This window comes from Chitinophaga alhagiae, from assembly GCF_003568665.1.
Taxonomy (GTDB): domain Bacteria; phylum Bacteroidota; class Bacteroidia; order Chitinophagales; family Chitinophagaceae; genus Chitinophaga; species Chitinophaga alhagiae.
Window position 1 is genome coordinate 820,334 of sequence record NZ_QXMH01000002.1, and the last position, 13,945, is coordinate 834,278.

8 protein-coding genes are annotated in these 13,945 nt (G+C 55.1%); 7 read left to right on the forward strand and 1 reads right to left on the reverse strand.

The window, feature by feature from the left end; genetic code table 11:
• The first annotated feature begins 13 nt into the window (after window positions 1-13).
• Window positions 14-2,236 (forward strand): DUF6259 domain-containing protein, encoded by a 2,223-nt coding sequence (locus D3A97_RS14270; RefSeq protein ID WP_119079154.1) that lies wholly within the window; start codon window positions 14-16, stop codon window positions 2,234-2,236.
• Between the two features lie 65 nt (window positions 2,237-2,301).
• Here D3A97_RS14270 and D3A97_RS14275 read toward each other — a convergent pair whose 3' ends face one another.
• Entirely contained in the window at window positions 2,302-2,661 is a 360-nt protein-coding gene (locus tag D3A97_RS14275; RefSeq protein WP_119079155.1) for a GreA/GreB family elongation factor, read from the reverse strand.
• A gap of 526 nt (window positions 2,662-3,187) precedes the next feature.
• On the opposite strand from D3A97_RS14275, the gene D3A97_RS14280 reads away from it, so the two are divergent.
• The 6 genes from D3A97_RS14280 to D3A97_RS14305 all read left to right on the forward strand — a co-directional run bounded on the left by D3A97_RS14280 (window position 3,188) and on the right by D3A97_RS14305 (window position 13,902).
• On the forward strand, window positions 3,188-4,399 hold the full coding sequence (locus D3A97_RS14280; protein WP_119079156.1) for a Gfo/Idh/MocA family protein: 1,212 nt from the start codon (window positions 3,188-3,190) through the stop codon (window positions 4,397-4,399).
• Window positions 4,400-5,120: 721 nt separating this feature from the next.
• Window positions 5,121-8,366, forward strand: a complete 3,246-nt coding sequence (locus tag D3A97_RS14285; RefSeq protein ID WP_119079157.1) for a SusC/RagA family TonB-linked outer membrane protein — start codon at window positions 5,121-5,123, stop codon at window positions 8,364-8,366.
• 11 nt (window positions 8,367-8,377) lie between these two features.
• Window positions 8,378-9,886, forward strand: a complete 1,509-nt coding sequence (locus D3A97_RS14290) for a SusD/RagB family nutrient-binding outer membrane lipoprotein (protein ID WP_119079158.1) — start codon at window positions 8,378-8,380, stop codon at window positions 9,884-9,886.
• Between the two features lie 31 nt (window positions 9,887-9,917).
• Window positions 9,918-11,456 (forward strand): DUF5689 domain-containing protein, encoded by a 1,539-nt coding sequence (locus D3A97_RS14295; RefSeq protein WP_119079159.1) that lies wholly within the window; start codon window positions 9,918-9,920, stop codon window positions 11,454-11,456.
• Between the two features lie 260 nt (window positions 11,457-11,716).
• Window positions 11,717-13,144, forward strand: coding sequence for a Gfo/Idh/MocA family oxidoreductase (locus D3A97_RS14300; RefSeq protein ID WP_119079160.1), 1,428 nt, complete (start codon window positions 11,717-11,719; stop codon window positions 13,142-13,144).
• Window positions 13,145-13,287: 143 nt separating this feature from the next.
• A complete protein-coding gene (locus D3A97_RS14305) occupies window positions 13,288-13,902 on the forward strand; it encodes an RNA polymerase sigma factor (RefSeq protein WP_119079161.1) in 615 nt (204 codons plus the stop codon).
• Window positions 13,903-13,945 lie beyond the last annotated feature (43 nt).

Here is a 13,945-nt window from a genome sequence, read left to right on the forward strand (position 1 = left end):
AAAGCACATAAGCATGAGGGCATTCATTTGCGCGGCCGCGTTCATACTGCTGGCCATACCGGCATGGTGCGGCAACATCAGGCTGGAAAATAAAAAGCTCCGTTTCACATTTGAGCCGCGCCACGGCGGCCTGGTGAGCATGGAAGATTTGCAGCACCGGCGTACCGTCAGCAATGCCGGCGGCGCCGCCGCGTGGGAGATCACCATAGGCGGGCGGCAGGTAACCGGCAGCGCGTTCAGCAGCTTCACCCACCGGATCGCAGCACCAGGCCACCTGGTCATGACATGGAAAGGGCTGCCCGCTGTAAAGAACAAAAACATCACCGTTACAGTGACCATTCGCCTGCGGGAACAGGAAGCCCTGTCTGACTGGCATCTGGCAATAGAAGGCATGAACGGCGACCAGGTGCCTGGTATCGTATTCCCGCAAATAGGAGGGTTGCAGAATACGGCCGGCACCAACCTCGCCGTACCTAACTGGATGGGGGAGTTGCTGGCCAACCCCGGCCAGCAGCTCAAAAAGCCGGGCGCAAAATTTGAATGGTTTTACCCCGGCCACCTCTCTATGCAGCTGGTAGCATTGTATGACAACCAGGGCGGTTTATATGCCGCCGCGGACGATGCGGCCGCCTACCGCAAGAACCTTGGCGTGCAGTTGGGCACGGATGAAAAGCTGACGTACTACATGGTGAACTACCCGGAACAAACGCCTGGCCTGCAACGGTACAGCATGCCTTACAACGCGGTGATCGGCGCTTTTACGGGAGACTGGATCAGCGCCGCGGAGCTGTACCGCCAATGGGGAGAAAAACAAAGCTGGTGCCGTCAAAGCCGCCTCCATGGCAACAAGGTGGCCAGCTGGCTGAAGAGCACCGCGCTGTGGGTATGGAACAGGGGCACCTCCGGCGAAGTGCTGGAGCCCGCGGCAGACCTGCAGCAGCGCCTTGGCCTGCCCGTTAATGTGCTGTGGCACTGGTGGCACGGCTGCTCTTATGACGATGGTTTCCCGGAGTATGTGCCCCCGCGCGAAGGCCGGGAGCCGTTTATGGCAGCGGTTAAAAAAGCACAGGCGCATGGTGTGCGCTCCCTGGTGTACATGAACCAGATACAATGGGGCAACGCTACCGCAAGCTGGGAAACAAAGGGCGCGGAACGTTACAGCGTAAAGAATGCTGACGGCAAGCCCGCCTCTCATGTCTACAATATTTTTACCGGCAAGGCGCTCACCAACATGTGTATCGTAACGGACTTCTGGAAAGATACCTATGCCGGCCTCAGCGATACCGTGCTCAATACCTACGGCGTAGACGGCGTGTACATGGACCAGACCTGCCTTACCCGCATGTGTTACGATCCCGCGCATGGCCACCCCGTTGGCGGCGGCAACTATTGGGTGCCCAATTCGGGCCGCCTTTCCGACCAGATACGGGCCAGGGTGCGCGGCGGCAAGGAGATCACCCTTTCAGGAGAAGGTGTGGGAGAAGCCTGGATGCCCTATGTAGATGCTTTCCTCGCACTACAGGTAAGCCGGGAAAGGTACGCCGGCGTACACGGCTGGCAGGCCATTCCTTTTTTCCAGGTCGTGTATCACCCGTACGCGCTGGCCTACGGCAATTACTCTTCGCTGCTAACGCCGCCGTACGATGCATTGTGGCCCGCGGAGCACCGCCCCGCCAATATGCTGCAGCCGCTGGATACGGCTTTCAACCGGCAGTTCCTGCTGGAGCAGGCGCGTTCTTTTGCATGGGGCATGCAGCCCATGATAGCCAATTATAAACCCCTGCTGGCCACGGAAAGGAAAGAAGAAATAGATTACCTGCTGCAACTGGCCCGGGTCAGGAACAACAGCCTTAAATACCTGCTGTACGGCACTTACCGGCGGGCGCCGCATATGGTGGTGCCGGAGGAGCGCTTCCCCATGTCCCGCCTCTCCATTTACGCAGGGCAGAAAGAAAAGGTTACCGCATTTGAGCAAACCTACCCCACCGTGTACCACTCCGCCTGGTCCGCAACAGACGGTACGCTGGGCATAGCGCTTGCCAGCGTGCAGCAGCGGCCGTATGCCGTTGCCATGCAGCTACAAGCGGCAGACTATGGTTTGGGCAACAAGGGAAAGATCTACCTGGTGCATGCAGGCGGGCGCCGGGAGCTGGGCAGTTATGCCGGCGGTACCGTCAATGTGCGGTTTGAGCTGGCGCCGAAGGAAGTGTGCCTGGTGGAAATTGCACCGGAATAAAAAGAGGCGGGCGCCCCGGTTTCCAGGGCGCCCGCCGTATTAACCAAAACAACGATATGGCCCGTTTAGCCGGCAGGGTTAGATACTTCCATTACAATGTAGTACTTCTTGCCGTTCCGCTCCTGCAGCCTCACTTCTTCTCCTTTCTGCAACCCCAGTATGGCCATGCCGATGGGCGCTACCACAGACTGGTTGCTGCCCGGCAAAGCTACGTGGTACGTGAAGTTCATGCGGGCCATCTTGTCCCTTACCACTACTCTTGAATGAAGGCGCACCACATCGCGCGGGAACTCGTCTTGCGGAACAATTTTAGCCTGTTCCAGCTTGGCTTTCAGCGGGTCGGTAGCTTCTGTGCCCAGGTAAGTGAGAATAATAGCGTGATCGTCCTGGTGTATGATGGGTTGTGATTTTTGTGTAATGTTCATTTCCGGATTATTTATGGTGAAAACATGGCAATGCCTGCCCCGGGGCAGCGTCTTCAGCAGACGGCGCCGGGATAAAATGCGTGTGTAGCGGCAACGGAAGCGGTGTGGCTATCCGTGCCTGCAGCTACAGGCTGTTGCCTGTGATTGTCAGCAGCATTGACCGCAGCGCAATGACTAGTGGTCAAGCTGATGCTGGTTGCCCGCAGCTTCACGCTACGATCAATCTTGATAAACGGTATACCCCCCGGCTGTTGCAGGTACTAACAGGCGGGGGCTAACCAATAGAAGTCTTTGAAGTTGGAATAGAAGTACGCTTTGCCGGGCAGTAGAAAAACACTGGCAAAGGTCCCCGGATAGTTGGCAAACGAGGCTGCTGTTTGTATGTAGTGAATGTCCAGCATTAAATACAAAGATACGCCTTTTATAGCAAGGGCTGAAATGTTGGCGGCGGTTTTCCTGCTAAAATATTATGCTGAATCAAAGAAATTGCCTAATTTTCGGTAACGTACCCGGAAAACATCAACACATGGAAAAACATACTCCTTTTTCCCGCCGTAAATTTATTGCATCTGGCGGCATACTATTGACTGGCGCGGCTTTGGGGCTACCCTCCCTGGCGCGTGCCACTGCTCCTTCCGCTACAATAAAACTGGGCCTCATCGGCGCCGGTTCAAGGGGCACCGGGCTGGCGGCTTTACTGAAGGAAATTCCTGAAGTAGAGCTGGCCGCCTGTTGCGATCCCATCCCTTCCCACCTGGCCCTGGGCATGAAACAGGCGGCGCCGGGCGCAAAGTCTTACAACAACTACAAGGCGTTGCTGGACAATAAGGAGCTGGACGCGGTGATCATTGCCACACCTTTATATACGCACTATGAAATTGCCGTGGCGGCGCTTGACGCCGGCAAGCACGTATATCTTGAAAAGTCAATGACATACAGCATTCCCCAGTCGCTTTCGCTCGTAAAAAAGGTAAAGGCCAGCGGAAAGGTATTCCAGGTAGGTTTCCAGTACCGTTACTACGATCTGTACAAACGTGTTAAACAGGCCATAGAAGAAGGCTGGCTGGGCACCATTACCGGCTTTGAATGCCAGTACCATCAAAATTCCAACTGGCGCAGGCCCAACAACGATCCTGCCCTGGAAAGGGCCATTAACTGGAGAATGTACCGGGAGTATTGCGGCGGCCCGCTTTCCGAGCTTTGCGCACACCAGATAGACATGGTGCATTACCTCCTGGGCACGCACCCGGTGAGCGTAGTGGGCACCGGCAGCATCAATTTCTGGAAAGACGGGCGGGATACCTACGATACCATCCGCACGGTATACGAATACCCCGGCGGCATCCAGAGCAGCGTGTCTTCCATGCTTTCCAACGCCTACCGCGATTATAACATCCGCGTACTGGGCTCCCGCGCCACCATAGATATTTCCCGCAACAAGGCGTTGCTGTACCCCGAGCCGCGGGCCATCAAAAGGGCCACGGTAGACGGTGTTACCAACGCCACGGTGAAAGCTCCGGTGGCAGGAGAGGAGCTGACGTACAGGGCGCCGGGAGAGCCTAACCCCGAACCTACTATTTATGCGCTGAAAAATTTTGCGGCCTGCATACGGGACGGCAAAAAGCCCGCCTCTAATGAAGAAACGGCCCATATGGCCTCCGTAGCGATCATTATGGGCAATGAAGCGGCAGACCAGCACGTACAGCAGGTCTGGAAAAAAGAATATGACATTGTCTGATCACAACAGCATAGTTTGTATAAGCCGGCCTCCTTCGGGCCGGCTTTTTTTATGCCCTGTAAAGAGATACAGGAAAAATGCCGTTTCTTTAATGAAACCTTCGGAAGGCGGCCACAGGGAAGGCCTTTAAACGATGTTTTCTCGGAAACCCTTCACCACATGGGGTTACAATTGCGTATAGCCATCCGGAAGCTGGCCGGATAGAGTGGTTTCGGTATATTTCAGTTAGGTTACACTTATTTACCTTTAATTAAATTTTGTTAAATTTCTTTTTTTCTCTACTTTAGCGTTGTTCCATAGGATGATGAGAAACAGAAGAAGCATTCCACGGTAGCCCGGCGTATAAACGGGTGTATCAGTCAGCCAGGATTTTCAGGAGTAGGCAATCGGTGTGAGTACCGGACATCCTTCAATTTTTCAACCATCAATTAAACAGACAGGTTGGCCAGCGAGGCCGGCCCGGCCGTTGTATGCTGCTGCACAACGGGCAGGGCGATGCTTTTTCAAAAAAAACCAAAATCAACATCTGTTAGCAACAAATAATAATAAAAAGCAACAGAATTTTTCCACGCTTAACATTGAGTTCACATAGCGCGTATACCTTGCGGCCGGTAAATCGTCAGGTACAATATTGATGCGAGCCGCAAAACCAGGATCGTTATCGTCGCTGAGATCTGTTTTTCTAAATATCACAGGGTTATCATTACCTAAAATTTGTTGAATGAAACATTTTTTCCTACTTATCACCGGCCTGCATCTGTGCGCCTTTGGCATGGCATCGGGCAAGCCAGCAGAAAGGCATCCTGCCATTTTACAACCTGACATTGAAAAAACCGCCCGGTTCGACTCTTCCGTGGTAGTACGCGGAAAGGTAACGGACGAAAAAGGAGAACCATTGATCGGGGTTACCATCCGGCAGAAGGGGGGCAACCGGGGTACGGCCAGCGATAAAAACGGGAGTTTCCTTATTACGCTCCCCGCGCCGGGCAACGTTCTTACATTTTCTTTCCTCGGATATGTATCGCAGGAGTTTACCATCCGGAATACGCAGATGCTGAACGTGAAGCTGCTGCCTGATTCCAGGATGCTGAACGAAGTGCAGATCACCACGGCGCTCGGCATCAAGCGCGATGAAAAGGCGCTGGGTTATTCCGCCCCCGTAGTAAGCGGCGAGCAGTTAACAGAGGCACTGCCCTCTAACTGGACAGACGCCCTCTCCGGCAAAGTGGCCGGCGTTAACCTGGTACGTTCCGGCAGCGGCCCCACCGCCTCCAACAAGATCATCCTCCGCGGCGAGAACAACCTCACTGACGATAACGAGGCGCTGATAGTGGTAGACGGGGTGGTGATCAACCAGGGCAGCGGCCGCCGCAGCGCCATTGAAGGAGAAACGGCTTACGGCACCGGCAGCGATAACATGCCGGCGGATTATGGCAGCGGCCTGAATGATATCAACCCGGAAGATATTGAGAGCCTCACCATCCTCAAAGGGCCCGGCGCTGCCGCATTGTACGGCCAGCGTGGCGCTAACGGGGCCATCATCATCACCACCAAATCAGGCAGCAGCAAAAAGAAAGGCCTGGGCGTTTCCATCAACTCCAACGCTTCTATGGAGCAAGTGAACCGCTGGCCCGACCTGCAGTTTGAATATGGCCAGGGCCTGGACGGCGCTGACTATTATTCATACGGCGCGTCTGTAGACGGCGGCAGCACCAGCGGCACCAGCTCTGCCTACGGCCCGCGTTTTGAAGGGCAGCAATTCTTCCAGTACGACCCCGTTGCCCAAAAGGTGGGCGCGGAAAGAACGCCCTGGGTACCGTATAAAAACAAGGTGAATAACTTCTTCGGAAAAGGAGAGACCTATACCAATACCATCAGCGTAGACGGCGGTACAGACAAAACCACCGCCCGCTTCTCGCTTACCAATGCCAATAACAGCTGGATCATTCCCAACACCGGTTACCAGCGTAACACGGTATCTATGTCCGTCAACTCCAAGGTAAACGATAAACTCACCATCTCGTCAAAGATCAACTATACCAACAAGAAGAGCGATAACCTGCCCGGTGCGGGGTACGGCAACCAGTCTATCATGTACTGGTACATCTTCTGGCAGCCCAGCGCTGACCTTGACTGGCTGCGCAACTACTGGATCAACGGGCAGGAAGACCGGAAAATATCTTTCCCCTACAGCACTTTCCCGGAAAACCCCTATGCCGTGGCTTACGAGTTCATTAACCGTACCAACCGCCACGGGGTAACGGGCAACGTGCAGGCTACCTATGCTTTCACCAAAGAACTGAGCCTGCAGGTGCGTACCTCTATGGACTTCGGGTATGAGCAACGCGCGCAGGAGCGCCCTTATGACGCGGGCGCCAAGTTCCAGAAAGGCAGCTACCGCACGCAGAACATCTTTTCACAGGAGGCCAGCTCCGACTTCTTGCTGCGTTATGCAAAAAAGGTGAATGCCGACTTTGATTTCAGCGTTACCGCCGGCGGCAGCATGCTGCGCAATACCTACAACCGGGACGAAGTGCGGGCAGACTCCCTCATTTATCCCGGCATCTACTCCATGTCTAACGCCGCAGGCCCGCTGGTAACCATGCCCTGGAGAAGCAAATACGCCATCAACAGTTTCTACGGCCTCATCTCCGGCGCGTATAAAGGGTACCTGTTCATGGACCTCACGGCCCGGCAAGACTGGAACAGCGTATTGGCCACACCCGAGCGTACCGCCAATTCAGGGTTCTTTTATCCTTCTGTGAGCGCGAGCTTCATCCCTTCTGACGCTTTCAGGTTGCCGCAGTCCATCAACTTTGCCAAACTGCGTTTTTCCGTGGCCGGCGTTGGCAGCGGGGGTACCGTACCTTACCGCACCGCGCATAACTTTGCCACGGCAGGCAGCCTGTACAGCGGAGGTCTGAGGTTGCCTTCTTCACTGGCCAACCCTGACCTGCGGCCGCTCCGTACCATCACGTACGAAGCAGGCGCCGCTGTGAAAATGTTCAAGAACCGCTTTGGGGTGGATGTGACCGTTTACACCGCCAATACCAAAGACCAGATACTGCAGCGTATCGTAGACCGGGCCTCCGGTTATACCAGGGCTTTCATCAATGCCGGCAAGGTGAACAACAAAGGTATCGAGGTCACCCTGAACGGTTCCCCGCTGAAGAACAAGGAAGGGTTTACCTGGAATACCAACGTAGTGTTCTCCGCCAATAAAAACACCATTACACAACTGGCAGACAGCTTTGTAGTGTTGCAAACAGGCCCCGTGGGCGGCGGCCAGATCGTTGCCACCGTTGGCGGCAGCATGGGAGACCTCTACGGAAGAGGTTATGTACGTTCTCCTGACGGACAAGTGGTATATGATGAAAGAACAGGCTGGGCCAAGATTTCCGAAGACGTGAAATACCTGGGCAACACCATCCCCAAATGGCGGCTGGGTTTCAGCAACGAGTTCATCTACAAACAATGGCGCCTGAATGTGCTGTTTGACGGGCAGTACGGCGCGGTAGGCCACTCGCTCACTCACTACAAGCTGGCTGAACAGGGCAAAACCAAAAACACCCTGCCGGGCCGCTACAGCGGTATCATCGGCAATGGCGTGGTGATGGACGCAGACGGCAAGTACCGGAAGAACGATGTGGTAGCCAGGGATATTGATGAATACTACCGTTCCCACTTTGGTATAGACAATGCAGAGGGCAGCACCTTCCGCACAGACTTTATCAAGTTCAGGGAAGCAAGGCTGGACTATACGCTAGACCCGAAAGTGTCCAAACGCCTGGGCATGCAGCGCCTGACCGTAGGCGTGTACGGCCGCAACCTGTTCATCTGGTCAGACTGGCCGGCGTTTGATCCCGAATTTGGCACGCTCAGCGGTACCGACATTGTACAGGGTTTCGAGATCGGGCAGTTCCCTTCTACCCGTACATTGGGCGTTAACTTAGTTGTAGGCTTTTAATCTGAATAACCATGAAGAAGATCATATATACTATCACTAGTGCTGTACTGATGCTGGGCATCGGGCTGTCATCGTGTACAAAGAACTTTACAGAGATCAATACAGATCCCAACAACGCGGCAAAGGCTACGCCCGCACAATTGCTGGCGCCCGCGCTGGTCCGTACCCTTTCCGCCAACCTGCTGCGCAACCGCAATTTCAATAATGAGCTGATGCAGGTAACGGTAGACGCCACGGACGCGGAAGGAAAGGTATTCCGGTACGATTTCCGCGCCAACTGGGCAGACAACCTGTATAATGCCTGGTATTCCGACCTGAGCAACTTCAAGGAAATGTACAATATTGCCAGCGAAGAACTGACCCTCAATAACTCGTACAGGGCCATTTCGCTCATCTGCCAGTCATGGATCTATTCCATGCTTACAGACACGTATGGAGACGTACCCTATTTCTATTCCAACAGGGCCAAAGACAGCCTGCTGTTTGAGCCGCCTTTTGACGCGCAGAAGGATATCTACCTGGATATTTTCAGCAAGCTGGAACAGGCCAATACCTGGCTGACCGGCGCCTCCGCCACTGTGGGCGGAGACCCCGTTTACAACGGCGACCCGGGCAAATGGCGCCGGTTCGGCAACTCCCTGTATCTGCGTTTGCTGATGAGGGTATCCGGCAAGGCGGAAATATCGCAGATGTGCATAGACAAGATCAACCAGATCGTCACCGCTGCCTCCACCTATCCCATTTTCACCAAGAACGAAGAATCTGCCGTGTTGCAGTGGACGGGCAACGGGCCTTTCGTGTCTCCCTTGCTGGGCGTGCGTGAGCAGGATTACCGGGCGCCGGGCCTTGCCAGCTTCTTTATAGACAACCTGACCTCCTGGAACGATCCGCGCATAGACATCCCCACGCATGGCTTTGACGGTTTCAACAGGTGGCGCATAGCCCCTTCTTCCGGCGCTTACGTGGGCATTCCCAGCGGTTACGCCCCGGGAGAGAACCCGGTGAAACGTTCCTATTTCTATTCCACCAGCTCCAAATACACCATGATGTCTGACCCTATGACGGGCATTATGATGAACTACGCCGAAATACAGTTCATACTGGCGGAAGCGGCCGTAAAGGGCTGGATCGCCGGTTCCGCGGAAACATATTATACCAACGGCGTGGACGCCAGCATCCGCTACTGGCTGCCTGATTGGAAAGGTAATGTAACGGACTACCTGACCGCCGCTGATATGGAATGGGACGAAGCGGCCTCACTGGAGGAGAAGATGCAGCGTATCCACCTGCAGAAGTACTACGCCATGCTGTTCGTAGACCTGCAGCAGTGGTTCGAGTACCGCCGCACCGGCTACCCGGTACTGCCCAAAGGCGCAGGCCTGCGCAACAACGGCGTAATGCCCGCGCGCATGACCTACCCGGTATACGTACAGTCTACCAACCCCACCAACTACAAAAAGGCGGTGGCGGCCCAGGGGCCTGACGTGATCTCTACACAGGTTTGGTGGCAGAAGCCGTAACCCATATGGTTGTACCTATAAAAAAAGAACAATGAAGAATAAAATTATATACCTGCTTTTTTTGCCCGCAGCGCTGCTGTTCTGGGGCTGCGAAAAGTCGAATTACCCGGGTGGTGTGATCAGCCCCTACTTTTCCATTTTCGATATCCACAACCTGCATAACCTGTCCAAGGGCGGGGAAGTAACGCTGACCACCGGCAACATGTTCGGTTCCAGCCAGATTGCCGGTGTGGTAGTGTCTGACCACGCCGCGGGCAACATGCCTCCCGGCATCCTGGTGATACAGGATGCGCGCCGCCTGGGCAAGCTGCGCGGTATTGCCGTTCCCCTGGGAGATGCCGCCGCCAGCTATGTACCCGGAGACTCGCTGCACATCAAGGTGGAAGGTAAAGTAGTGAAAAGAGTGAACGGGCAGTTGCAATTGACCGGCGTTACCACGGAAGACATTACCAAAATGGCGTCTAACGTTCCCATTCCCCTCAACCGTGTGGCCGCCAACCTGATACTGGCCAAACCGGAAATTTACGAGAACACGCTGGTGGCCATCGTAAAAGGCGGTTTTGACCCGCTGCCCCAGCCGGGAGATGTACTGTCTGGCAACTGGCTGGTGGGAGACGGTTTTGGCGACATGCCGATGTACACGGAACCCACAGCGGCCTTTGCGCAGAACCCGCTTACCGTGCTGGCCAATTACTTCGGGGTCGTGTTTGTGTCCAGCGGTACGGAAGGGCAGCTGATGCCGCAGCTCCGCCTGCGTAAGGAAGAAGACGTGCAGGAACTGAGCGCGGTGGTGGAGATCACGCCTATTATCATCACCGGCTTTATGAGCGATGTTAAGGGCGGCGATGGCAACTATGAATATATCCAGCTGATGGCCACGCGCGATATTGATTTTGCCGTAACACCTTTTTCTGTAGTCGTAACCAATAATGCCAACGCTTCAACGCCTACCGGCTACCCCGCCAATGGCTGGGGTACCGGTAGCATGCGTACCTTCAAGTTCAACCTTACGTCCGGCAAAGCCAATAAAGGCACCTTCTTTTATGTAGGCGGCACCGGCAAACGGATCAACGGGGCCAACTCCACCACCATTTCCACTTCCAACTGGATCAGGTCTTTCAATTATACCACCACTAACGGGGACGGCTTCGGCAACAAAACCGGCGGCCTCTTTGCCAACAGCGGCAACGCTTCCGGCCTGGCGGTATTTGAAGGCACCACCGTGAACGCCGATACCAAGCCCATAGACGTGATCTTTGTGGCCACCGGCGGCAGCCTCTATACGGCCGGCCCGCCCGCGCTGGGTTATCGCATCACCAATACGGACTGGTACGATGTGAAAAACCCCATTACCGTGGCAGACCAGCCGTTCTACCGCGCCGGCAGCAATACCATGAGCATGGTGTACAACACGGCGGACCTGGGTTACTGGCTGATGCTGGGCGGGGAGTACAATCCCGCCATTGGCCGGTGGACGAAGGCCAGGATGCAGAACAACGTACTGCTCACCAAAGAATCCCTGCTGGAAGAAATTGAAGGTGAAGGGTCTACCAAACTCAAGCAACCATAAAACGATCACACTGTTAAAGTACGCCGGGCCGCACCGAAAGGGGTGGCCCGGTTTGTTTTGCGCCGGCCGCGCCACCGGCCGCTCATTTGCATGAGGCGGCGCAGGCGATACCGGCCGTTCATCTCCATGCACCCGCGCAGGCGGCACAAAGGTACCGGCCCCCCTTTTCCCCCGTTTATGTACCGTTTATGGAAATCGATTGCAATTGTGAATATAATTTCTGTATTTTGGCTGTCAAGGTTTTAAATCATTGTACTGTTATGAATAACGAATACTCCAGGAGATCGTTCCTGAAACAAGCCATGCTGGCCTCTGCGGCTGCCGCCGCACCCGGCATCCTGATGGCCGGGAGCATGCCGCTCCCCCGCAGGATAGGGGCCAACGAAAAAGTGAATCTCGCCTGCATAGGCATTGGCAACCGCGGCGGGGAAATTACGGAAGCGCTGTATAAGACCGGCCTTGCCAACATTGTAGCCCTGTGTGATGTAGACATGGGCGCGCCGCACACGCAGAAGATATTGAAGATGTTCCCGAACGTGCCGCGTTTCCAGGATTTCCGGCAGATGTTTGACAAGATGGGCAGCCAGATAGACGCCGTGTCTGTGGGCGTGCCTGACTTTTCCCACTTCCCCATTACCATGATGGCCATGGGCCTGGGCAAACACGTGTACGTGGAAAAACCGATGGCCCGCACCTTCAACGAGGTGGAGCTGATGATGAAAGCGGCTAAAAAATACCCGAAAGTGGTAACCCAGATGGGTAACCAGGGCCACTCCGAGGCCAACTACTTCCAGTTCAAGGCCTGGGTAGACGCGGGTATTATTAAAGATGTGACCTCCATTACCGCGCATATGAACTCCCCCCGCCGCTGGCATGGCTGGGACACGCATATCAAATCTTTCCCGGCGGCGGAACCGGTGCCGTCTACGCTAGACTGGAACGTGTGGCAGATGGCTACGCAGGGCCACACCTACAACAAGGATTTTGTGAACGGCCAGTGGCGCTGCTGGTTTGATTTTGGCATGGGCGCGCTGGGAGACTGGGGAGCGCACATTCTTGACACCGCCCACCAGTTCCTGGACATGGGCCTGCCGTCAGAAGTGAGCGCCGTGAAACTCTCCGGCCACAATAATTTCTTCTATCCCATGTCTTCTACGCTCTCTTTCAAATTCCCGAAACGCGGCAACATGCCGCCTGTGGAAGTGATGTGGTACGATGGGGTAGACAACCTGCCGCCCATCCCGAAAGGGTACGGCGTGTCAGGCCTGGACCCGAACATTCCCCCGCCGAGCACCGGCGCCATCAAGCCGGCCAAGCTCAACCCGGGCAAGATCATCTACAGCAAAGACCTCACCTTCAAGGGCGGCTCCCATGGCAGCACCCTGTCCATCATCCCCGAAGAAAAAGCGAAGGAGATGGCATCCAGGCTGCCTGAAGTGCCCAAAAGCCCGTCCAACCACTACGCCAACTTCCTGAAGGCCTGCAAGGGCGAAGAACAAACGCGTTCTCCGTTTGCCATTGCCGGCCCGCTGAGCCAGGTATTCTGCCTGGGCGTACTGGCGCAGTGGATGAACACCAAACTGGAGTTTGACCGCGAGAAGAAAGTGATCACCAATAACAAACAGGCCAACGAGCTGCTGGTAGGCCCGCCGCCGCGCAAAGGCTGGGAACAGTATTATAAGGTATAACGCCGGTTTCCGGACGTTGTGAAAGAGGCTGCCGCAGAGGCGGCCTCTTTTTTTATGTTTTCTTCCCGCACTTCTTTTTATATTGTACCCAATTGCTGCAGGCGCATCAACCCGCCGTTTTTTTACTTTTTATTTGTTGCATCTTGTCTGCCAAAGGGATAAATAATGAAAGGGAATTACTGAAGCAGGTAGCGGGGGGCAGTGAAAAGGCTTTCCAGGAGCTGATGGCTGTGTACCAACCGCTGTTGCTTACTTTCGTATTCAGGCTGACCCGCTCGGCCGGTACTGCGGAAGAAATTGTGCAGGACGTGTTCCTGAAAATATGGATGGGGCGTGAAGCGTTGGCGGACGTACAGCGTTTCAAAAGCTATTTGTTCACCGTATGCCGCAACTATGCGCTGGACCAGTTGCGAAAACTGATGCGGGAGCAGCGGCTGAGCGCCGAGTGGGAGCAGTTGCAGCCCTCTCTGCCCGCGGAAGAAACGGTAACGGAGCCTGATGCCGCCACCTATTTTTTCACCCTGCTGGACGAAGCGGTGGCCCACCTGCCGCCGCAGCAGCAGAAAGTGTACATCCTCAGCCGCCGCAACGGCCTCACCCACGCCGAAATATCGAAACGAACCAGCCTGTCTGTGCTCACCGTAAAAAAATACATGAAGCTGGCCATTGCGGCCGTAACGGCCTTTATCCGCTCCAGGCTTGGCAACGCGCCCATTGTGCTGGTGTGGCTGGCCGCCTCCGCCGGAAATTTTTTCTAAAAAAGATCAAAACCGATGGCCCCCTGCGGCGCACCCGCTGCGT